General features: G+C 71.0%; 21 protein-coding genes. 12 read left to right on the top strand and 9 right to left on the bottom strand.

Annotation, left to right across the window (positions count from 1 at the left end; translation table 11 throughout):
- Nucleotides 1–172 precede the first annotated feature (172 nt).
- Complete coding sequence (locus ABZ848_RS47685) at nt 173–1357, top strand: MarP family serine protease (RefSeq protein WP_360842878.1); 1185 nt, start codon at nt 173–175, stop codon at nt 1355–1357.
- A 150-nt stretch (nt 1358–1507) separates the two neighbouring features.
- Here ABZ848_RS47685 and ABZ848_RS47680 read toward each other — a convergent pair whose 3' ends face one another.
- The gene (locus ABZ848_RS47680; protein ID WP_360842875.1) at nt 1508–1996 is read right to left on the bottom strand and encodes a GNAT family N-acetyltransferase; all 489 of its coding nucleotides are present in this window, start codon (nt 1994–1996) and stop codon (nt 1508–1510) included.
- A 73-nt stretch (nt 1997–2069) separates the two neighbouring features.
- Between ABZ848_RS47680 and ABZ848_RS47675 the strand changes: the two genes are divergently transcribed.
- On the top strand, nt 2070–2963 hold the full coding sequence (locus tag ABZ848_RS47675; RefSeq protein WP_360842872.1) for a TIGR01777 family oxidoreductase: 894 nt from the start codon (nt 2070–2072) through the stop codon (nt 2961–2963).
- Nucleotides 2964–3169: 206 nt separating this feature from the next.
- Nucleotides 3170–4510, top strand: a complete 1341-nt coding sequence (locus ABZ848_RS47670) for an NAD(P)/FAD-dependent oxidoreductase (protein ID WP_360842869.1) — start codon at nt 3170–3172, stop codon at nt 4508–4510.
- On the opposite strand, the gene ABZ848_RS47665 is transcribed toward ABZ848_RS47670, so the two are convergent.
- A complete protein-coding gene (locus tag ABZ848_RS47665; protein ID WP_360842866.1) occupies nt 4507–5946 on the bottom strand; it encodes a regulator in 1440 nt (479 codons plus the stop codon). The two genes, ABZ848_RS47670 and ABZ848_RS47665, sit on opposite strands and share 4 nt — an antisense overlap.
- Before the next feature lie 216 nt (nt 5947–6162).
- Between ABZ848_RS47665 and lipB the strand changes: the two genes are divergently transcribed.
- The 4 genes from lipB to ABZ848_RS47645 all read left to right on the top strand — a co-directional run bounded on the left by lipB (nt 6163) and on the right by ABZ848_RS47645 (nt 9254).
- Nucleotides 6163–6963, top strand: a complete 801-nt coding sequence (lipB, locus tag ABZ848_RS47660; RefSeq protein WP_360842864.1) for a lipoyl(octanoyl) transferase LipB — start codon at nt 6163–6165, stop codon at nt 6961–6963.
- A 74-nt stretch (nt 6964–7037) separates the two neighbouring features.
- Nucleotides 7038–8027: a lipoyl synthase gene (gene lipA / locus ABZ848_RS47655; RefSeq protein WP_360842861.1), complete on the top strand. Its 990-nt coding sequence runs from the start codon at nt 7038–7040 to the stop codon at nt 8025–8027.
- A gap of 255 nt (nt 8028–8282) precedes the next feature.
- The gene (locus ABZ848_RS47650) at nt 8283–8483 is read left to right on the top strand and encodes a hypothetical protein (protein WP_242760802.1); all 201 of its coding nucleotides are present in this window, start codon (nt 8283–8285) and stop codon (nt 8481–8483) included.
- Nucleotides 8484–8552: 69 nt separating this feature from the next.
- On the top strand, nt 8553–9254 hold the full coding sequence (locus ABZ848_RS47645) for a DUF4191 domain-containing protein (protein WP_360842857.1): 702 nt from the start codon (nt 8553–8555) through the stop codon (nt 9252–9254).
- Nucleotides 9255–9317: 63 nt separating this feature from the next.
- Here ABZ848_RS47645 and ABZ848_RS47640 read toward each other — a convergent pair whose 3' ends face one another.
- Nucleotides 9318–9785, bottom strand: coding sequence for an RDD family protein (locus tag ABZ848_RS47640; RefSeq protein WP_360842855.1), 468 nt, complete (start codon nt 9783–9785; stop codon nt 9318–9320).
- A 197-nt stretch (nt 9786–9982) separates the two neighbouring features.
- On the opposite strand from ABZ848_RS47640, the gene glnA reads away from it, so the two are divergent.
- From glnA to ABZ848_RS47620, 4 genes are all read left to right on the top strand, one after another.
- Nucleotides 9983–11392 carry a type I glutamate--ammonia ligase gene (glnA, locus tag ABZ848_RS47635; protein WP_360842852.1) on the top strand — a complete coding sequence of 470 codons (1410 nt, stop codon included), beginning with the start codon at nt 9983–9985 and terminating at the stop codon, nt 11390–11392.
- 115 nt (nt 11393–11507) lie between these two features.
- On the top strand, nt 11508–11765 hold the full coding sequence (locus tag ABZ848_RS47630; protein ID WP_360842850.1) for a hypothetical protein: 258 nt from the start codon (nt 11508–11510) through the stop codon (nt 11763–11765).
- Nucleotides 11766–11870: 105 nt separating this feature from the next.
- The gene (gene htpX / locus ABZ848_RS47625; RefSeq protein ID WP_360842847.1) at nt 11871–12803 is read left to right on the top strand and encodes a zinc metalloprotease HtpX; all 933 of its coding nucleotides are present in this window, start codon (nt 11871–11873) and stop codon (nt 12801–12803) included.
- Between the two features lie 3 nt (nt 12804–12806).
- Nucleotides 12807–13391 carry a hypothetical protein gene (locus ABZ848_RS47620; protein ID WP_360842845.1) on the top strand — a complete coding sequence of 195 codons (585 nt, stop codon included), beginning with the start codon at nt 12807–12809 and terminating at the stop codon, nt 13389–13391.
- Between the two features lie 2 nt (nt 13392–13393).
- Here the strand turns inward: ABZ848_RS47620 and ABZ848_RS47615 are convergent, their stop codons facing one another.
- On the bottom strand, nt 13394–13684 hold the full coding sequence (locus ABZ848_RS47615) for a hypothetical protein (protein WP_360842843.1): 291 nt from the start codon (nt 13682–13684) through the stop codon (nt 13394–13396).
- Nucleotides 13685–13954: 270 nt separating this feature from the next.
- On the opposite strand from ABZ848_RS47615, the gene ABZ848_RS47610 reads away from it, so the two are divergent.
- Entirely contained in the window at nt 13955–14494 is a 540-nt protein-coding gene (locus ABZ848_RS47610) for a DUF1269 domain-containing protein (RefSeq protein WP_360842840.1), read from the top strand.
- Between the two features lie 9 nt (nt 14495–14503).
- On the opposite strand, the gene ABZ848_RS47605 is transcribed toward ABZ848_RS47610, so the two are convergent.
- The 5 genes from ABZ848_RS47605 to ABZ848_RS47585 are packed head-to-tail and all read right to left on the bottom strand — an operon-like array spanning nt 14504 to nt 20006.
- Nucleotides 14504–15235, bottom strand: a complete 732-nt coding sequence (locus ABZ848_RS47605; protein WP_360842838.1) for a GAF and ANTAR domain-containing protein — start codon at nt 15233–15235, stop codon at nt 14504–14506.
- Between the two features lie 33 nt (nt 15236–15268).
- Nucleotides 15269–16132 (bottom strand): ANTAR domain-containing protein, encoded by an 864-nt coding sequence (locus ABZ848_RS47600; RefSeq protein WP_360842835.1) that lies wholly within the window; start codon nt 16130–16132, stop codon nt 15269–15271.
- 24 nt (nt 16133–16156) lie between these two features.
- Nucleotides 16157–18025, bottom strand: a complete 1869-nt coding sequence (locus ABZ848_RS47595; RefSeq protein ID WP_360842832.1) for a CheR family methyltransferase — start codon at nt 18023–18025, stop codon at nt 16157–16159.
- A 19-nt stretch (nt 18026–18044) separates the two neighbouring features.
- Nucleotides 18045–18644: a chemotaxis protein CheB gene (locus ABZ848_RS47590; protein ID WP_360842830.1), complete on the bottom strand. Its 600-nt coding sequence runs from the start codon at nt 18642–18644 to the stop codon at nt 18045–18047.
- Nucleotides 18645–18665: 21 nt separating this feature from the next.
- Entirely contained in the window at nt 18666–20006 is a 1341-nt protein-coding gene (locus tag ABZ848_RS47585; RefSeq protein WP_360842827.1) for a DUF2252 domain-containing protein, read from the bottom strand.
- Nucleotides 20007–20429 lie beyond the last annotated feature (423 nt).

Genomic DNA, 20429 nt, shown 5'->3' with positions numbered 1-20429 from the left:
ACCACGCGCGCGTGGCTGATCACTGGGCCCTTTCCGCGCGTACTAGGGGGTGTCGTCACATTCCCCTCGTCCGCCCGAAGGGCGGGCTCCGCGGCGTGCGCGTGCCGGGCGTCGCGGAGCAGAGGGGAATGTGACGACACCCCCTCGGGGGATCTGAGAGAGAGGCGGCTCCGTGGACCTGCTCGACATCCTGCTGATGCTGGTGGTTCTGGCCTACGCGGCATCCGGGTACCGGCGCGGACTGGTCGCCGGCTGTGTCTCGCTGGCCGGGTTCGTGGGCGGCGCGGTCGTCGGCGTGTGGGTGCTGCCCTGGATGATGGACCTGACGACGGCCGGGACCACCGCGGCGACGGTCACCGCGGTGCTGACCGTGCTGGTCCCGGCGGTGGTGGGACACGAGCTGGCCGGGCGGCTGGCGCTCAGGCTGCGGCGGGAGCTGGACCAGGGACCGCTCAGGGTCGCCGACGGCATAGGCGGCGCCGCGGCCAACTCGATCGCCGTGCTCATCGTCGCCTGGGTGGCCGCGAGCGTCCTCGGCGCCTCCTCGTCCCCGCTGGTCACTACGGCGATCAGGGACTCGACGCTGCTGCGATCCGTGCAGGACGTCATGCCGGACACGACACCCACCTGGTTCTCCCGGGCCACCTCCGCGCTCACCCAGGCGGGCTTCCCGCAGGTCTTCAACCCCTTCGAGAACGAGTCGACGGCCGAGGTCGCCAAGCCCACCGGCGACAGCGTCACCGCGGCCGCGACGAACGCCGCCAAGCTGAGCACCGTGAAGATCGAGGGCGTCTCGGGCAACCAGGGCCGCGAGGGCAGCGGCTTCGTGTACGCGCGCGAGCACGTGATGACGAACGCGCACGTGGTGGCCGGCATCGACGACCCGAGCGTGCGGATCGGCGGGGTCGGACGGTCGTACGAGGCACGGGTGGTGCTCTTCGATCCGGACAAGGACGTGGCCGTGCTGTACGTGCCCGGGCTGAGCGCGCCGGTCCTGAAGTTCGACGGCAGCGCGGCGCGCGGCGACTCCGCGGTGGTCGCGGGCTATCCGCAGGACGGCGACCTCAACCTCCAGGCGGCGACGGTCGCCAACCGGGTCCGGGCGACCGGCCAGAACATCTACAGCGACTCCACGGTGACCCGCGAGATCTACTCGATCCGCTCCACCGTCCGCCCCGGCAACTCCGGCGGCCCCCTGCTGACCACCGGCGGCCGGGTCTACGGCGTCGTCTTCGCCCGCTCGACCTCCGACGACGAGACGGGTTACGTCCTCACCGCCGCCGAGGTGTCCTCCGACGCCACCCGCGCGGCGAACGCGACGGCGGCGGTGGACACGGGCGATCTGGTCACGTCGTAGCGCGCCCGCCTCCCGGATCATGAAGGGGCCCGTCCCCAGCGATCCCGGAGGCCCCCGTGCCCGTGTTCTTCCTGATCTCCCTGCTCGCGGCCGGAGGCGCCCTCTACTACGTCGTACGGCGGCGTCGTACGGCCGCCGACGCCGACCAGGTCAGAGACTGCACCCCATGAGGACGTCGTCCACGTACTCCCCGTCCAGCAGGAACTCGCCGGGCAGCACGCCCTCCACCACGAACCCCTCGGCCTCGTAGAGCGCCCGGGCCGGGACGTTGTGCCCGAGGACGCGCAGGGTGAGCCGGCGTGCGCCCTGCCGGCGCGCCTCGTCGCGCACGGCCCGCAGCAGCGCCCGCCCGACCCCCGCGCCGCGCGCCTCCTCGGCGACGGCGAGCCCCTGGATCTGGCGGACGTGCGCGTTGCAGGCGAGCGGCGTCGGATACCCCAGCCGGACATACCCGACGACCGCGCCGTCCAACTCGGCGACCAGATGGTCCCGCGGCCCGAACCGCTCGTTGTAGAAGGGCTCGTACGGCGGCTGCGGACGCGGCTGGACGGAGTGCAGCGGGGACCAGGTGACACGGTCGAGGCGGCCCAGCGCGTCCTCGTCGTCGAGGGTGGCGTGACGTATGTGCGGAGCTGGCATGACCGCCAGCCTAAGGGGCGCCCGGCAGGGACCCGACGGGGTTTTCACGCAGGTACGGAGCAGAATGGCCCGCATGGAACGATCCCGAATCGCGGTGGCCGGAGCGTCCGGACTGATCGGCGGCGCCCTGGTGCGGTCCCTGACCGCCGACGGCCACGACGTGGTGCGCCTGGTGCGCCACGAGCCCCGGTCGAAGAGCGAGGTCCGCTGGGACCCGGAGGGCAAGCGGGTGGACGCGGCCGGGCTCGCCGGCTGCGACGCCGTGGTCAACCTCGCGGGCGCGGGAGTCGGCGACCGCCGCTGGACGGACACCTACAAGGCCCGGATCCGGTCCAGCCGGGTGCACGGCACGACGGCGCTGGCCGAGGCGATCGCCGCCATGGACGAGAAGCCGCGGGTGTTCGTGAACGGCAGCGCGATGGGGTACTACGGCGAGACCGGCGACCGGATCGTCGACGAGGACTCACCGGCCGGCAGCGGGTTCCTGCCGGAGCTGTGCGTCGAGTGGGAGGGGGCAGCGGCGCCCGCGCAGTTGGCCGGGGTGCGGACCGCGTTCGTGCGTACGGGACTTGTGGTGGGCCGCGGGGGCGGGGCCTGGGGGAAGCTGTTCCCGCTGTTCAAGGCCGGGCTCGGGGGGCGGATGGGCGACGGGCGCCAGTACTGGTCGTACGTCTCGCTGCACGACGAAGTGGCCGCGATCCGGCACCTCATCGACACCGACGGGCTGTCCGGGCCGTTCAACGTGACCGCGCCGACCCCGCTGACGAACCGTGAGATCACCGCGGCGATGGGGCGCGTGCTGCACCGGCCCACGCTGTTCACGGTCCCGGCGCCGGTGCTGCGGACCGTGCTCGGCGAGATGGCCGGGGATGTGCTGGGCAGCGCGCGGGTGGTGCCGAAGCGGCTGCTGGAGTCCGGGTTCACGTTCGCGTTCCCGGACATCGAGGGGGCGATCCGGGCGGCGTAGCGGGCTCCCGAAGGGAAAGGGCCGACGCCGGGCGTCAAGGGCCGGACGGCCCAAGGACCGCATGCGACCGTTGTGCGACCGTGCCCTGTGCATGCGCGACTGTTCTTGACCGATCACAGCCCTAACCTCGACCCGAACTCGGGTATCCCCGGAGCCTGTTGGGGGCATGACGTCTCCACCGGCCGCGCAACCTCGAGGAGGGGCACGTGCTTGAGCCCGCGTACCAGGCGGAAGTGGTCGTCGTGGGGGCCGGGGTGGCCGGCCTGTCGGCGGCCCATCGGCTGACCAGCGCAGGAGTGACGACCGCGGTCCTGGAGGCCGCCCCTTGGGTCGGGGGCCGGATGTCGACGGAGAAGGTCGACGGATTCCGGCTCGACCGCATCGGGCAGCTCCTCTCCACTTCGTACCCGGAACTACGCCTGACACCGGGCCTCGACGGACTGGTCCTAAGCCCCTTCGCGCCGGGTGTCCTGCTGCACAGCGACGGCCGGCACCACCGGGCGGGCGCCCAGGGCGCGGGGAGCGCAAGGGGCGCACTTCATGCCGTACGCGCCCTGGCGAGCGCCCCCGCGAAGAGCGCGCCCCGGGCGAGCGCCCCGCTCGGCAGCGCGATGGACCAGGCCCGGCTCGGCGCGGCGCTGGCCCGGCTGGCAGGCATGCCGGTCGAACGGCTGCTGTCCCGCCCGGAGTTGCCCGCGGGCCAGGCCCTGGCGGCCCGCGGAGTCCCCGCCCGCACGGTCGACGGCTTCCTGCGCCCGCTCCTGGCCGCGCTGCTCTGCGACCCGGAGCTGACGACGTCCAGCCGCTGCGCGGACCTCGCGCTGCGCGCCTTCGCGGGCGGGCGGCTGTGCCTGCCGGAGGGCGGCGCCGAGATGCTGCCGGAGCTCCTGGCCCGGACACTGCCGCCGGGCACGGTGCACACCGGCGTCCGCGTCACCTCGGTCTCGACGAACTCGGTGACCACGGCGGAGCACGGCGAGATCGCCTGCCGGGCCGTCCTGGTGGCGACCGACGCGAGGGCCGCGGCCGCCCTGCTGCCCGGCCTGCGCGTCCCCGACTTCCATGCGCTGACGGTGGTCCACCACACGACCGACGATCCGCCGGGGACCGGAGCGGCCCTGCTCCTCGACGCGGACCGGGGCGGCCCGGTGGCCCACACGGCGGTGGTGAGCCGGGTGGACCCGAGCCGCGCCCCCGAGGGCCGCGCCCTGATCTCCTCGACGGTCCTCGGCCCGCCGCCACCCGACCTGGACACGGCCGTACGCATCCACCTCGCCCGCCTGTACGGCACGTCGACGACCCGCTGGGAGACCCTGGCCGTCCACCACGCCCCCGAGGCGGTCCCCGCCATGCGCCCACCCCACGACCTGCGCCGCCCGGTACGCCTCCTGGCAGGCCTGTACGTCTGCGGCGACCACCGGGACACCAGCACGGTCCAGGGCGCCCTCCACTCGTCCCACAGGGCGACGACAGCGATCCTGGCGGACTTGGAGGCGGCGGGCTCGATGCACAGGGCGGATCCGGTTCCCGCTACGCAGGCGGCCTAACCCAACGCCGCCACCTTGTCCCGATAACCCCGTACCGGCGCCGCGTCCTTGTACGGCTCCAACCGGCGCTCGAAGTCCCGCACGTACTCGACCGCCCGCACCGACCTCATCTCGGCCGCGGCCCCCGCCGCCTCCGCCCCCAGCGCACAGGCCTGGTCCAGCTCCCCCAGGCCGAGCCGGGCGGAGGCCAGCACGATGCGGCAGAAGAGCCGGCTGCGGGCGTACGCGGGCGCACGCAACTGCAGCGACCGCTCCGCATGCTGCGCCGCCGCCCGGAACTGCTGAAGGTCCCGGTGCGCGTGCCCGAACTCGTCCGCCAGCTGCGCCTCGTCGAAGAACCGCGCCCAGTACGGCACTTCGTCCCCGGAGCGCGCCGCCTCCAGCGCGCGCTCCGCCCGAACCAGCGAGCCCGTGCAGTTCCGCACCTCCCCCAGCACCCCGTGCCCGCGCGCCTCGGCCGCGTGCAGCAACGCCTGCAGGACGGGCGGCGCGTTGGTCCCCACCCCCTGCTGCGCCACCCGCGCGAGCTGCACCGCCTCGCGCCCGTGCCCGAGATACACGGCCTGCCGGCTCATGGTGACGAGGACATAGGAGCCGTACGCCCGGTCACCCGCGGCCTGCGCGAGCCGCAGCGCCTGCACGAAGTACCGCTGGGCGAGCCCGTGCGCCGCGATGTCGTACGACGTCCAGCCCGCGAGCCTCGTGAGGTCGGCCGCGGCGGCGAACAGCTTGCGGCCGGTCTGCTCGCCGTACGTGCCGCGCAGCATCGGCTCGCACTCGTGCTCCAGGTAGCGCACGAGGGCCTGGCGGGCGTGGCCGCCGCCGTACTTGTCGTCGAGGGTGCGGAAGAGTTCGCCGACCGAGCGCAGCGCGGCGATGTCCCCGCCGGTGACCTTCTGGCCGGGGCCGCGCTCGCCCTGGCCGCGCTGGCGCGGGACCGCGGGGCGGCCCTGCGCGGGGACGCGGGCGGCGGGCTGTTCGCCGCGGGCCACCTTGTCGTCGGCGCGGCCGATCAGCCAGTCCCGGCTGGGCACCACGAGCCCGGCCGGGGTGAACGCGATCTTGCGGAGCTCGGCGTGGCTGCCCGAGTCCTTGCGCCACAGCCCGCCGACGATGTCGACGGCCTCCTCCGGGGTGCCGGCGAACTCCAGCCCGGCGTACACCGGCGCACAGGCGTCCAGACCGAGATCCTGCGCGGTCAGACGGCGCCCCAGCCGCCGCGTGAAGACCTCTGCGATGAGGGCGGGGGTCGTACCTCTGGGCTGCTGGCCGCGCAGCCATCGGGTGACCGATGTCTTGTCGTATCTCAGATCAAGCCCGTGTTCGAGACCGAGCTGGTCCACGCGACGGGCGAGTCCCGCGTTGGAGAACCCCGCTTCTGCGATGAGCGCGGCGAGCTGGCGGTTGGGGGTGCGCTGCGCGGGTCGTTCCGTCATCTGCGGTGGTGTCTCCTGCCCGGATTGCCTGTGAGCAGCCCTTATGGCCTCTATAGGACGGCGCGAATGTAGCGGAGAGTGAGCAGGTGATCGCACACTTCGACGCTCGTTCATCCGATCGTGTGAGGATTGGCCGCACGGCTGACGCGCAACGGCGAGTCGTACAGTGGCGTAGGCATGTTTCGTGCCTTACGACCGTCTAGGGAGGCGCTTGCCGTGAGTGAGCTGCGGTTCGTCCGTATGGGATTCGGTGCCGAGGCCGTGGACTACCAGGTGGCGTGGGACGAGCAGCGCCGGGTGCACGCGGCGCGCTTCGCCGACGAGATCCCGGACACCGTGCTGATGCTGGAGCACCCGCCGGTGTACACGGCGGGCCGGCGCACGGCGGACAACGAGCGCCCCCTCGACGGCACTCCGGTCGTCGACGTGGACCGCGGCGGCAAGATCACCTGGCACGGCCCCGGCCAGCTGGTCGGCTACCCGATCCAGAAGCTGCCGCGTCCCGTGGACGTGGTCGCGCATCTGCGCCGGCTCGAAGAGGCGATGATCCGGGTCTGCGCGGAGTTCGGCGTCGAGACCAGCCGGGTCGAGGGCCGGGCGGGCGTCTGGGTGCTGGGCGACCCGGTGGACAAGCGCCCCGCCCTGGGCGGTCTCTCCCTCGACTTCGACCCCCGGCTGACCGACGAGGAGTTCGACCCGCGGCTCAACGGCCCCGAGTACGCGCCCTCGAACGCGGGCCAGCGGCGCGAGGACCGCAAGATCTGCGCCATGGGCATCCGCGTCGCCAAGGGCGTCACCATGCACGGCTTCGCCCTGAACGTGAACCCGGACACCTCCAGCTTCGACAAGATCATCCCCTGCGGCATCCGCGACGCGGGCGTGACCTCGCTCGCGCACGAGCTGGGCCGCGACCTCACGATCGCCGACGTGCTGCCCGTCGCCGAGCGGCACTTGACGGACGTACTGGGGAACGCGGACCTGCGGCCGAGGGTGATCGAGAAGACACCGGCGGCCTGAGACAGGCCGTCGGCTTTCAAATCCACGGGCGTACCCTTGAGCACGCCGAAGAATCAATCGCTAGGGAGCCGGTCGTGTCCGCAGTCGCACCCGACGGACGCAAGATGCTGCGCCTGGAGGTCCGCAACAGCCAGACCCCCATCGAGCGCAAGCCCGAGTGGATCAAGACCCGGGCGAAAATGGGCCCCGAGTACACCAAGATGCAGAACCTCGTGAAGAGCGAGGGCCTGCACACGGTCTGCCAGGAAGCCGGCTGCCCGAACATCTACGAGTGCTGGGAGGACCGCGAGGCGACCTTCCTCATCGGCGGCGACCAGTGCACCCGGCGCTGCGACTTCTGCCAGATCGACACCGGCAAGCCCGAGGCGCTCGACCGTGACGAGCCGCGCCGCGTCGGCGAGTCCGTGGTCACCATGGACCTGAACTACGCCACCATCACCGGCGTCGCCCGCGACGATCTGGCCGACGGCGGTGCCTGGCTGTACGCGGAGACGGTGCGCCAGATCCACCAGCAGACGGCTGAGCGGGAGGCCGGGCGGACGAAGGTCGAACTGCTCGCCCCCGACTTCAACGCCGTCCCGGAGCAGCTCGAAGAGGTCTTCTCCTCGCGCCCCGAGGTCTTCGCGCACAACGTCGAGACGGTCCCCCGGATCTTCAAGCGCATCCGCCCCGGCTTCCGCTACGACCGCTCGCTCAAGGTCATCACGGCCGCCCGCGACTACGGCCTGGTCACCAAGTCGAACCTCATCCTCGGCATGGGCGAGACCCGCGAGGAGGTCAGCGACGCGCTGCGCCAGCTGCACGAGGCCGGCTGCGAGCTGGTCACCATCACGCAGTACCTGCGCCCGTCCGTGCGCCACCACCCCGTCGAACGCTGGGTGAAGCCGCAGGAGTTCGTGGAGCTGAAGGAGGAGGCCGAGCAGATCGGCTTCTCCGGGGTCATGTCCGGCCCGCTGGTGCGGTCCTCGTACCGGGCCGGCCGGCTCTACCAGATGGCCATCGAGCTGCGTCAATCAGCTGCTCCGCAGCGGGGTGGCGCGTACGTCGCCTCGCAGGCGGTCTGATGGCACGGAGTGCCACGCGGGGCGTGTGAATCCGAGCACAAGCAACTACCCGCCAGTAACGGCCAGTTCGACGCGGTCCTGAACGTCCTCGCAGATGAGGGCGGACATCAGGGCCGCGTCAGCGTTTCCGGCCCCCGTATCAAGGCTTCATTGGTGTTTGACCGGTCGGTCACGCCCTGGTAACACCAAACAGTGACCCTGGAATCACACCACGTGCACTCCCGTCCAGAGCCGTTCCTAGGGGGGACCTCCACTATGCAGGCCGCGCCCGTTCGCGCCACCGCCATCCCGTCGTTCACCGATGCACTGCGTGCCGTCGAGTCGCTGCTCATGAGCAGCGGCCAGCGCACCGCCCGCCGCAACGCCTGGACCTCCGTCCTCGAGGACCGACGCCGCGCCAAGGACCGGGTCGAGGCACAGCGTGTCCTGGACCAGGTCACCACGATCCGCCCCTGATCCTCCCTCCCCCCGCTCCGTCGGGCACTGCCGTCGTCGGCACTCCCGGGGCCACGTAGACTGCGGGGCATGGCGAGGAAGGACAATGCGGCGGACGCCGCTAACCCCGGGCGACTGAAGCAGATCGCCCTGACGTACAAGATGACCCGCAAGGCCGACAAGAAGATCGGTCTTGTACTCGCGGCTGTCGGCATCATCACCTTGGGTGTCTTTCTCGCGATCGGTTTCTTGATCGGTCACCCCATCTATCTCGGCATCCTGGGCCTGTTCCTCGCCTTCCTCGCGACGGCGATCGTGTTCGGGCGCCGGGCCGAGCGGGCGGCCTTCGGGCAGATGGAGGGCCAGCCGGGCGCAGCCGCGGCCGTGCTCGACAACATCGGCCGGGGCTGGACCACGACTCCGGCGGTGGCGATGAACCGCAGCCAGGACGTGGTGCACCGGGCTGTCGGCAAGGCCGGCATCGTGCTGGTGGCCGAGGGCAACCCGAACCGGGTGAAGACTCTGGTGGCCGCCGAGAAGAAGAAGATGAACCGTATCGTCGCGGACGTGCCGGTGCACGACATCATCGTGGGCACGGGCGAGGGCCAGGTCGAGCTGAAGAAGGTCCGCACGACCATGCTGAAGCTGCCGCGGGTCCTGACCGGTCCGCAGGTGACGGCCACGAACGACCGGCTGCGCGCGATGGGCGACCTGATGAGCAACATGCCGCTGCCGAAGGGTCCGATGCCGAAGGGCATGAAGCTGCCGAAGGGCGGCGGAAAGGCCCGCTGAATCCTCGTACGAAACAAGGGGCGCCCGGTGATCCGGGCGCCCCTTCGTCATGTGTACGCGGGTTCAGATCCGGAGTTCGACCGTGCGGGCCAGCTGGTCGTGCAGGCCCCGGCCGTCGCGGTCCCAGATCAGGGCGGGGATGGCGATGCACAGCAGGGCCGTGCGCAGCAGGGCGCGCAGGGGGCTCGGGCGGCCGGTGGCCAGGGCGACCACGCGGAGGCCGAAGAGGCGCTTGCCCGGGGTGAAGCCGACGGTGCCGACGGTCAGAGCTCCGAGCAGGAAGAAGACGAGCAGGGCCCAGTTGCCGGTCGCCTGGTCGTAGCCGTGCGTGATCAGGCCGTATGCGATCAAGAGGCACAGGCCCCAGTCCACGACCAGGGCGCCGATCCGGCGGCCGGGACGGGCGATCGAGCCCGGTCCCTCCTCCGGCAGACCCAGCCGCTCACCGCGGTATCCGAAGTCGACACCGGCATCCTCCGCGGCCGCGCGGGGGCCCGAGAGCCACGACCCAACTGCTTCCCTCTTGTCCACGCGTCCACGGTACTGCCACCGTTTCGGGATACGGACAGGTGGGGTCAACCGGGCGAGGTCCGGTTAACTTGTGCGAAACAAATGGGTCACGCCCGAGAAATCACGCGTCCCTAGTGTCGAGGTCAGCGTGTGCCACCGCACTGGCCGCACGAACGAACTACCACCCCGGCGGGACGGTCGGGAGTAGGAGGAGCTGGATGTTCCAGAACGCCGACGAGGCCAAGAAGTTCATCGCGGACGAGGACGTCAAGTTCGTCGACGTCCGCTTCTGCGACCTGCCGGGCGTCATGCAGCACTTCACGGTGCCCGTCGAGGCGTTCGACCCGGACGAGGAGCTCGCGTTCGACGGCTCGTCGATCCGTGGTTTCCAGGCCATCCACGAGTCCGACATGGCGCTGCGCGCGGACCTGTCGACCGCCCGGGTCGACCCCTTCCGCCGTGACAAGACGCTGAACATCAACTTCTTCATCCACGACCCGATCACGGGCGAGCAGTACTCCCGCGACCCGCGCAACGTGGCGAAGAAGGCCGAGGCCTACCTGGCGTCGACGGGCATCGCCGACACGGCGTACTTCGGCCCGGAGGCGGAGTTCTACGTCTTCGACAGCGTCCGTTTCGCCACGTCCGCGAACGAGAGCTTCTACCACATCGACTCCGAGGCGGGTGCCTGGAACACGGGCGCGCTGGAGGACAACCGGGGCTACAAGGTCCGCTACAAGGGCGGCTACTTCCCGGTCCCGCCGGTCGACCACTTCGCCGACCTGCGCGCCGAGATCTCCCTGGAGCTGGGCAGGGCCGGCCTCCAGGTCGAGCGCCAGCACCACGAGGTGGGCACCGCCGGCCAGGCGGAGATCAACTACAAGTTCAACACGCTGCTCTCGGCCGCGGACGACCTCCAGCTCTTCAAGTACATCGTGAAGAACGTGGCCTGGCGCAACGGCAAGACCGCGACCTTCATGCCGAAGCCGATCTTCGGCGACAACGGCTCGGGCATGCACGTCCACCAGTCGCTGTGGGCCAACGGCGACCCGCTGTTCTACGACGAGGCCGGCTACGCGGGCCTGTCGGACACCGCCCGCTACTACATCGGCGGCATCCTCAAGCACGCCCCGTCGCTGCTGGCCTTCACCAACCCGACGGTGAACTCGTACCACCGCCTGGTCCCCGGCTTCGAGGCGCCGATCAACCTGGTGTACTCGCAGCGCAACCGCTCCGCGGCCATGCGTATCCCGATCACGGGCTCCAACCCGAAGGCCAAGCGCGTCGAGTTCCGCGCGCCCGACTCCTCCGGCAACCCGTACCTCGCCTTCTCGGCGCTGCTCCTCGCGGGCCTGGACGGCATCAAGAACAAGATCGAGCCGGCCGAGCCGATCGACAAGGACCTCTACGAGCTGGCTCCCGAGGAGCACGCGAACGTCGCCCAGGTCCCGACGTCCCTCCCGGCCGTCCTCGACTCCCTGGAGCGCGACCACGAGTTCCTTCTCGCCGGTGACGTCTTCACGTCCGACCTGATCGAGACGTGGATCGACTTCAAGCGCGCCAACGAGATCGCCCCGCTGCAGCTGCGTCCGCACCCGCACGAGTTCGAGCTGTACTTCGACGTGTGATCGACGCGTCGCAGACGGTCTGACGACGGCGCCCCCGTTCCGGTTTCCCGGGACGGGGGCGCCGTCGTATGGTTTTCTGCACAGCTGTTCGACAGGGTGACGGGGAGACGCGGGGATGTCGCAACAGGACGATGACGAGCGGGAGTTCGACATTCGGTGGGCCGATGGTGCCGAGCACAAGGAGCCCTCGGCGCGGGCGCGGATGCTGGCTGCTCGGTGGAGGGAGAATCCGCCCGAGCCGCAGCCCTTCCGGGCCGATCCCGAGCCTGTGGCGCCGCGGCGGTCCTCGTGGGTGTCGACGGTGATCGTGCTGGGATCCGTCGCGGCGATCATCCTGCTGCTCGGGTACAGCAATTTCAGGGCTCCCTACTAGGGACCTCATTAGGACCTTTTGCTGCTACTAGGGCTGATCGGAACCACTTCATGGGAGTGGGCGGGTGCACACTGGACAGCGGGACGAGTGCCTGACTGCGGGGTGATGCAGATGCAGAGCCGCTTCCGGAGCGACCGGCGGCTGACCGTGCGGATGACGGTCACGATGTTCCTGCTCGGGTTGCTGTACGTGGCGTTCGTCGCCGCGCTGATCGTGTTGCTGAAGTCCTGGTTGCTGGTCGTCGTGCTGATGGCGGCGATGTTCGTCGCGCAGTTCTGGTTCTCCGACCGGATCGCGATGTTCGCCATGCGCGGGCGGGTCGTGGAGCGCGAGGAGTATCCCGAGCTGCACGCGGTGGTGGACCGGCTGTGTGCGATCGCCGACATGCCCAAGCCGGTCGTCGCCGTGTCCGAGATGGACATGCCGAACGCCTTCGCCACCGGGCGGAACCCGGATCACGCGGTGGTCTGCGTGACCACCGGGCTGCTGCGGCGGCTTGAGCCGGCCGAGCTGGAGGGCGTGCTCGCGCACGAGCTGTCGCACGTGGCGCACAAGGACGTCGCCGTGATCACGATTGCCTCGTTCCTCGGTGTGATCGCCGGGCTCATCGTACGGTTCGCCTTCTACAGCCAGCTGTTCGGCGGTGGGCGGCGCGACCAGAACACCGCCGTGATCTTCGCCGCCGTGATGGGCGTGTCCGCGGCCGTGTACGCGATCAGCTTCCTGCTGATCAGGGCCCTGTCCCGGTACCGGGAGCTGGCCGCCGACCGGGCGGCCGCGCTGCTCACCGGGCGGCCCTCGGTGCTCGCCTCCGCGCTGACCAAGGTCTCCGGCGACATCGCCCGGATCCCGACCAAGGACCTGCGCACCGCCCAGGCCTTCAACGCCTTCTACTTCACGCCGGCCACCGGCAAGGAGCCCGGCGTCGAGCGGTTCTTCTCGACCCACCCGACCCTGGAACAGCGCCTCGACCAACTCGGCCGGATCTCCGCGGAGTTGGGGGAGGCGGCCACCCCGGACAACCCCGGAAAGGCGTGATGCATGGGGCTCTTGGACATCCTGCTCGGCCGTACCAAGCCGGCGCTGCCCGATCTGGACCAGCTCTTCGGACTGCCGTCGGCGGCCGTGACCCTCGAGGCCGCGGCCGGCTTTACACCGACCGGCACGGGTGCGGTGTGCTTCGCCACGGTCGAGGGCGCCGCCTTCGAGCAGACGCACCGGGAGGTCCAGGCCCTGCTGGACGCGGACGCCGACCGGGACGGCCCGCCGGTCGAGCTCAGCCAGGACACGTACGGCTACTCCTGGCTGGTCTCCCGCCGCTCCCCCGAGCAGCTGTCCGACCTGGTCAACGACCTGCACGCGGTGAACAGTTCGATGGAGGTCAACGGCTTCGGCCCGCAACTGCTGTGCTCACTGGCCGGGTTCGAGGGCGAGGGCGGCCGGCGGCTCGCGCTGGTCTACCTCTACAAGCGCGGCACGTTCTATCCGTTCGCGCCGCTGCCCGGTGACGGACAGCGGCGCGACAACGCACTGGAACTGCAGGTCAAGGCGGCTCTCGCGGGCGACCTGAAGATGGAGCAGGACCTCAGCCGGTGGTTCCCCGTGTGGGGCGCCCCCGGCCTGTAGGGCTACTTGCTCCTGTCGCGCTCCTGACGGCGGGTCTCCAGGGGGCGCTCGCGGCGGTAGCGGCGCTCCCACTTGGCCTGCTGGTCACGGCGCTTGCGGTAGGCCTGGTACGACGCGGGCATGGACCCCGACGAGGACGACGAGGATCCCCCGGACGACGAGGACTGCGCGCCGCCGTCCCGCCCGTACTGCATGTACAGGAAGAAGACGCCGGCCGCGGCGAGCCACCAGACGTGGTTTCCGAATCCTAGGAGGGCCAGGACGATGGTCCCGGATATCAAGATGGTGCCCATGACGGGCCTCCGTGGGCGTGGGTGTGTACGAGCGGTGTTGGTGTCGGTGCATGCCGACGGGGCGCTGGGGGATGAGCGTCCCTCCGTCGGTGCGTAGAGAGTAGCCCCGAGTCCGGCAGACGATGCCTGTCCTGCCGGAACCGGTGGTGGGCGGCTCCGCAACGTGTGTCCAGAGTACGGACGCGATCACTCGGCGTGCATCTCCTTTTTCTCCGTCCTAGAGTCGAGCGGGACACGGGAAATGGACTGATCCGGCATAAGGGGCTCGCCATGAGCAATCTCTTCGTCGTCGCGTACAACGACCTCGCGACCGCCAACCAGGTGCGCGAGAAGCTGTTCGAGCTGTCCAAGCAGCATCTGGTCGAGCTGGATGACGCGGTGGTCGTCGAGCGGCGCGACGACGGGAAGATCAAGCTGCACCAGGCCGTCAACCACACGGCGACGGGGGCGGCCGGAGGCGCGCTGTGGGGTGGCCTGATCGGGATGCTGTTCCTGGCTCCGCTGCTCGGCGCGGCGGTGGGTGCGGCGGCCGGGGCGGCCGGAGGCGCGATGACCGACACGGGCATCAACGACAACTTCATGAGGGACCTCAGCCAGAATCTGCGGCCCGGCGCAGCGGCCCTGTTCGTGCTGGTCAAGAACGCGGCGACGGACAAGGTGATCCCGCAACTCACCCCGTTCGGCGGCCAGTTGGTGCAGACCTCGCTGAGCAACGCCGAGGAGGAGCACCTGCGCGAGGCGATCAAGGCGGCGCAGGGCGAAGAGACGGCCGCGGCGGCATCGGGCGCGGAAGCGGGCGCGGCTTCCTAGACCGCGGGCTTACTCCACCCGCAGCTCCAGCCGCTGCTCCACCACCTCCCGGGCCACCTCCGTCAGCCGGCGGCGCTGGGAGCGAGCGTGGGAGCGCAGGACGTGGAAGGCCTCGTCGACCGTGATGGAGTGCCGGGCCGCGAGCGAGCCTTTGGCCTGTTCGATGACGATACGGCTGCTCAGCGCCTGGCCCAGCTGGTCGGCGAGGGCGCGGCTCTCCCGCAGCAGCCGGTCCTGGGCGAGGTTCCAGCCCGCCGCCTCGGTGAGCGACTGGCCCAGCTCCAGGAGCTCCGCGGACAGCGGCGCGGTGCCGCGGCCCAGCAGGACCAGGGCGCCCACGGTGTCCTCGCCGGCCTGCAGGGGCAGCGCGGCGGCCCGGCCGTAGCCGAGCGCCAGTGCGCGCGGGCCGTAGCGCGGCCACTCGCGCCGGGCCCGGTCGCCGGCCAGGGGTGTGTCGGGCACCGTCCGGCCGGTGCGGCGTGCCTCCGGTCCGGGCCCCTCGTCCCAGGCGAGGGCGTCCTGGGCCAGCCGCATGAGCTCCTCGCCGGTGCCGGTCACCCGGGCCGGGGTGCGCTCGTCGGGGGCGTACAGCACGATGACCGCGCAGCCGTCGAGCAGTTCGGCTCCCTGGGCCGCGAGGGCCTCAAGGAGGCCGGTCGGATCATTGCCGTCCGTGACCGCGCTCGCGGCGAGCTCGACGAACGCCTTCGCCAGCCGCCGCGGTGACACGGGCTTGGTCATGAGCTTCCCTTCACCTCGGGGCCGCCGGCCCCCTCAGCCGAGACACAGCAGGCCCCGCACGATCCGGTCGGCCACCGCGTGCGCGGAGACTCCCTCGGCGAACGCATGCGCCTTGATCATTTCCAGGGCGTCGGGCACCGAGCAGTCGAGCTGCACGGAGACCATGCCGGCGGCCTGGTGCACCAGTGCGCGCAGGTCGAGATCGTCGTACAGGCCGGGGTCACCGTCCGTACCGAGGATCATGGAGCGGGTGATGGCGTCGGCGAGGTCGGTGAAGGTGGCCGAGTCGACGACGCCGGGGGCGGGGTCGAACACCGCCAGGGCCCCGACGCATGTCCCCGAGAGACTGAGGGGTACGGCGGCCACCTCGCCGATGCCGAGTTCGCCGACCGCCGGACCGTACCCGGGCCAGCGGTCGCGCAGCGCCAGGCCGGACGCCGTGACCAGGCATACTCCCTGCGTCGCGTCCCGGGCCGGGCCCTCGCCGAGCAGGAACTCCAGCTCCTGGGCGGCCCGGGACGGTTCGTCGGAGGCGGCGAGGGCGAGCTGGTCGAGGGTGGCCCCGACCAGGGTGAGGGCCGCGCTGTTGGTCCCGCAGGCCTCCGCGACCCCGGCCATGAACAGCGGCCGCGGGGTGTCGCGCGCCGCCGACCAGTTCGCGAGCCGGGTCGAGTACGACTCCTGGAGCCGGGCCGCGGTCAGATGACAGGCCGCCGTGGACCGGTGAACTTCGGCGATCCGCAGATGCATGTCCCGCAGCACCTCGGAGGCCGCTTCGCCGGCGAGCTTCTCGTGGTGCTCGGCACGCGCGGTCTCGTGTGCCGAACGGGCACGCGCCACCGCGGCCTTCCGCTGCGCGGATGCCGTGGAATCCTGGGCCCCGCTCTCGGTGGCCATACCGGAATCGTACGCCCCGGCCTCTCACTCGGAGCCGTTCGTCCGGCCTTCTTCCATGAGCAGGACGACCCCGCCGTGGTGCGCGTCGAACGGGCTGCACTGCACCAGACAGGTGATCGACCTGCCCAGCCGGTTGACGGCCGAGACGGGCAGCGGCTCGCCGCGCTTGCCGGTCTCGACGCAGCGCTGGATGGCCTCGCGCAGCTGCTCGGTGCGCAGCCCGAAGTCGAGACCGTAGAAGGGCTGGTCGAGGACCTCGTCGGGGCGCAGGCCCCACAGGTCGACGGCGCCCCGGTTCCAGCTCTTGACCTTCATGTTCTGGTCGAGCACGACGACTCCGGCGGCGATGGAGGTCAGCACGGCCTCCAGGAAGGTGCGGGCCTCGTCCAACTCCTCGGTGCGGACCCGCATCTCCTCGTTCATGGTCTCCAGTTCCTCGTTGCCGGACTGGAGTTCCTCGTTCGTCGTCTCCAGTTCCTCGTTGGTGGACTGGAGTTCCTCGTTCGTCGTCTCCAACTCCTCGATGCTGGACTGGAGTTCCTCGTTGGTGGTCTCCAGTTCCTCGTTGGTGGACTGGAGTTCCTCGTACGCCGTCTCCAGGTCCTCGCGGACCCGCTTGATCTCGGCCTTGAGCTGAGTGGTGACCGTGACGTCGGTGAAGGTGATGTTGGTGGCGGCAGACATGGCGTCGGGGCCGCCCAGGGGCTGGACGAGGATGTCGAAGTACTGCACGTCCTCACCGACCCTGCGTTCCGCACCGTTGACCCGGAGAGTCCGCCGCTCGTGGCCCGCCTGCTCGATCAGGGAACGGAGCTCGACCGGGCGGTAGGAGATCTCCAGGTCCTGGAAGGGGCGCCCGACGTCGTTCGCGGTGAGGCCGAACTGCACGCGCGCGTGGCTGTTGATCAGAATGACCATGCCATCGGAGTCCACGGCCACCGCGGGACTGGGTGTGGCGTCGAGGATGAGGTCACGCAGCTGCCGGTGCCGGGCGACTGTGTGCAGCCCGGCGCTCGACCCGGCTCGGATCTTCACCGGGGCGGGCTGGTAAGGCGCCGCGGCCTCCCCCGGACGCCTGCGGAACACGCGCTGGCGCATGCTCATCACGTCGAACCTCTCGGCGTCGTTGAGCAGCATCTCGGCCTTGCCCAGGAACAGGAAACCGCCCTCGCGCAGCGCGAAGTGGAACCGGTCGACGATCTGGGTCTGCGCCTCGACATTGAAGTACATCAGCGTGTTGCGGCAGGTCAGCAGGTCGAGGCGGGAGATCGGGGCGTCCCGGGTGATGTCGTGCCGGCCGAAGATGACCCGGCGGCGCAGATCGGGGCGGAAGCCGAAGCGGGCGCCGTTCTGCTCGAAGTACTTGTCCCGCAGGTCGGGGGCGAGCGGGCTGAGGACCTTGGCCTGATACAGACCGGAGCGGGCGTCGCGCAGCGCCTCGTCGTCGACGTCGGTGCCGTAGATCTTGACGCGTTCCAGGGTCTCGTCCAGGCCGAGCGCCTCGGCGAACATGATCGCCAGCGAGTAAGCCTCCTCGCCGCTGGAGCAGCCCGCGCTCCACACCCGGATCTCCTCGTCCGCCGCGCTCTGCGCGAGCAGCTCGGGCAGCACCTCGCGCTGCATGAAGGTCCAGGAATCGGGGTCACGGAAGAAGGAGGTGACGTTGATCAGGATGGTGTTGAACAGCGCGTCGAACTCGTCCGCGTTCGTCTCCAGCCGATCGCGGTAGTCGGTGTACGACGTGACCTGCGCGTCCGCCATCCGCTTGCGGATACGGCGGCCCAGCGAGGACCGTTTGTACCCGGTGAAGTCGAAGCCGCGGGCGTCCCTGAGGAAACCGAGGAGTTCCTCGAGTTCCTCGTCGGTCTCCACGTCCGGCTGTCCGTCGCCCATCACTTCCGCCACTTCTCTGCTACTGCCTCTTGGTCTCGACCAGCCCGCGGATCACCGCGGGGATCTCCTCCAGAGGTAGCACGAAGTCCACTCTCCCCGTACCCACCGCAGCATCGGGCATTCCGCGGAACTCCGCGGTCGCCGGATCCTGCACGATCACGGTGCCCCCGCGCGACTTGACCGCGTCCACGCCCATCGCCCCGTCGCGCCCGGTCCCGGTGAGCACGCACGCGATGGCGCGCGCCCCGTAGGCCCCCGCGACCGACTCGAAGAGCAGGTCGGCGGAGGGCCGCACGAAGTGGACCAGCTCGGTGTCGGTGAGGGTGAGCATGCCGTCGGAGCCGACGAGCAGGTGCCGGTCGGGGGGCGCGATGTAGGCCGTGCCGGGCAGGGTCTGCTCGCGGTCCTCGGCGAGTTTCACATCCAGCGGGGTACGGCGGTCCAGGACCTCGGCGATGACGGTGCGGTGGCGCGGGTCGAGGTGCTGGACGACCAGCACCGGCACCGGAAACTGCTCACCCAGGGCGCCGAGCAGGGTGGCGAGACCGTGGATGCCGCCGGCCGAGGAGGCCACGGCGACGACTTCGAAGCCGTCCGAATCGGGCGCATAGGGCTGCACTCGATCAGCGTAGGCCCGGCGTCACACTTCGGGTGCCGCTCCGACGACACCTGCGGCCACGGCGGCGCCCAGGGCGGCGTGGTCGGCGACGGTCTGGCCGGCGTAGGCGAGGGCGAAGTCGGCGACCGCCCGCTCGAAGGTGTCGGCACCGCCCAGGTAGGCGGCGATGGCGATCCGGTCCCCGGAGCGGGCGTGCGCACGGGCCAGGGCGGTACCGCACAGCCGGGCGTAACCGAGAAGATCGGCCGGGCTCATCCCGGCGACGTCCGCGGAGCCCTTCATGTCGCGCAGCTGCCGCCAGTAGAAGGCCCGCCCCTGGGGCCCGGTCATCCACCCCAGGAAGATGTCGCCGGCGGCCTGCAACAACCGCTGACCCGCCACGACCCGATGCCCGGGATGCACGTACGGCCCGCTCGGCAGGTGCTCCTCCAATACGGACTTCCGCGCCTCCTTGATCTGCAGGAACAGCGGATCGTCCGCGTCCCGCCCGGCCAGCAGTACGACGAAGCAGCGCATGCCGACGCTGCCGACGCCGACGACCTTGCGGGCGGCGTCGACGAAGCGGTAGCGGTCCAGGAGGAGGCGGCGTTCCTCGGAGAGGGTGGAGCGGTAGTCGCTGAAGATCTTGCGCAGGGAGGCCATGTCGGAGGCGCCGGCGGGTTCCAGCAGAGGCGGGTCGTTGACGATACGTCGCCGCCCGTCGACGACCTCGGTCAGCTTGCCGACGGCCTGCAGACTGGTGCGGCGCCGGGCCCTGGTCAGGCTGGAGGCGACCTGGCGTCGGCGGCGCGCGGAGCGGGCCAGCGGCAGCAGGCTCTCGGCGTCGATGCGCTCGTACCAGACGGCGAGTTCGCCGTGCCGGGCCAGCCGGCGCATGTTGAGCCGGTAGGCGGCGACGGCCTCGACGACTGCTCGCCGCACCTTGCCCTCCTCGTGCCCGTTCTCGCGCCCGGCGACGGCGACGGATGCGGCGAGCCGTTTGACGTCCCACTCGAAGGGACCGGGGAAGGTCTCGTCGAAGTCGTTCAGATCGAACAGCAGCGTGCGCTCCGGGGAGGCGTACAGCCCGAAGTTGAGCAGGTGGGCGTCGCCGCACAGCTGGACGGTGAGGCCGGTGTGCGGCTGGGCGGCGAGGTCGGCGGCCATGACGGCGGCGGACCCGCGCAGGAACGCGAACGGGGACGCGGCCATCCGCCCGTACCGGATCGGCAGCAGCTCGGGCAGCCGGTCCCGCCCCTGCCGCTCCAGCACGCCGACGGGATCGGGCCGGTCTACGGGCACGATCCACGTCCCGTGCGCGGACCGGGGGACGCGCTTACGAGCGGCCCGGCCACGCTCGACCCGGTCGGCCGGCACGGTCATCCCGCCCACCACCACACCAGCCGCCCACTCATCACGCCTCCACGTCGCTCGCACCGCACGGATCCCGTCGCCCTTGATTCGCAGTGAAGGCGGGGACGGGGGTGGGCGCATGCCGGGGGCGGCGATCAGGTGACGGGAGGTGACCAGTTGATGAACGGAGGGTGGCGGACGGTTGGGTGGGTGATGGGCCGTGTGGGGGGCGCGGCCGGGGGTGGAGGGCCGAGGGGTCGGGGGGTCGGGGGCATTGGCCGGGGAGGGCTGGGGTGGCGGGCGTCGCGGGCCGCCGTGAGGAGTGCGCGAGGGGGCATGGCCGAGGTGGGGTTGGCCGGACGGGGCCGAGCGGCGGGGGCGCGAGCCCGCCGCGAGTGGCGCGCGACCGGGGCACGGCTGGGCTATGTCGGTCCGGCAGGGCCGGGCGGCCGG

This window comes from Streptomyces sp. NPDC047081 (assembly GCF_040643775.1).
Taxonomy (GTDB): domain Bacteria; phylum Actinomycetota; class Actinomycetes; order Streptomycetales; family Streptomycetaceae; genus Streptomyces.
The sequence above is the reverse complement of the archived record's forward strand: the minus strand, read 5'-3'. Positions and strand labels throughout refer to the sequence as shown.

Excerpts from the sequence above, each read along its gene's own strand:
- ABZ848_RS47680 (WP_360842875.1), bottom strand. The coding sequence starts at position 1,996 with ATGCCAGCTCCGCACATACGTCACGCCACCCTCGACGACGAGGACGCG.
- ABZ848_RS47675 (WP_360842872.1), top strand. The coding sequence starts at position 2,070 with ATGGAACGATCCCGAATCGCGGTGGCCGGAGCGTCCGGACTGATCGGC.
- ABZ848_RS47665 (WP_360842866.1), bottom strand. The coding sequence starts at position 5,946 with ATGACGGAACGACCCGCGCAGCGCACCCCCAACCGCCAGCTCGCCGCG.
- ABZ848_RS47650 (WP_242760802.1), top strand. The coding sequence starts at position 8,283 with ATGCAGGCCGCGCCCGTTCGCGCCACCGCCATCCCGTCGTTCACCGAT.
- ABZ848_RS47645 (WP_360842857.1), top strand. The coding sequence starts at position 8,553 with ATGGCGAGGAAGGACAATGCGGCGGACGCCGCTAACCCCGGGCGACTG.
- glnA (WP_360842852.1), top strand. The coding sequence starts at position 9,983 with ATGTTCCAGAACGCCGACGAGGCCAAGAAGTTCATCGCGGACGAGGAC.
- ABZ848_RS47630 (WP_360842850.1), top strand. The coding sequence starts at position 11,508 with ATGTCGCAACAGGACGATGACGAGCGGGAGTTCGACATTCGGTGGGCC.
- htpX (WP_360842847.1), top strand. The coding sequence starts at position 11,871 with ATGCAGATGCAGAGCCGCTTCCGGAGCGACCGGCGGCTGACCGTGCGG.
- ABZ848_RS47620 (WP_360842845.1), top strand. The coding sequence starts at position 12,807 with ATGGGGCTCTTGGACATCCTGCTCGGCCGTACCAAGCCGGCGCTGCCC.
- ABZ848_RS47615 (WP_360842843.1), bottom strand. The coding sequence starts at position 13,684 with ATGGGCACCATCTTGATATCCGGGACCATCGTCCTGGCCCTCCTAGGA.
- ABZ848_RS47610 (WP_360842840.1), top strand. The coding sequence starts at position 13,955 with ATGAGCAATCTCTTCGTCGTCGCGTACAACGACCTCGCGACCGCCAAC.
- ABZ848_RS47605 (WP_360842838.1), bottom strand. The coding sequence starts at position 15,235 with ATGACCAAGCCCGTGTCACCGCGGCGGCTGGCGAAGGCGTTCGTCGAG.
- ABZ848_RS47600 (WP_360842835.1), bottom strand. The coding sequence starts at position 16,132 with ATGGCCACCGAGAGCGGGGCCCAGGATTCCACGGCATCCGCGCAGCGG.
- ABZ848_RS47595 (WP_360842832.1), bottom strand. The coding sequence starts at position 18,025 with ATGGGCGACGGACAGCCGGACGTGGAGACCGACGAGGAACTCGAGGAA.
- ABZ848_RS47585 (WP_360842827.1), bottom strand. The coding sequence starts at position 20,006 with ATGACCGTGCCGGCCGACCGGGTCGAGCGTGGCCGGGCCGCTCGTAAG.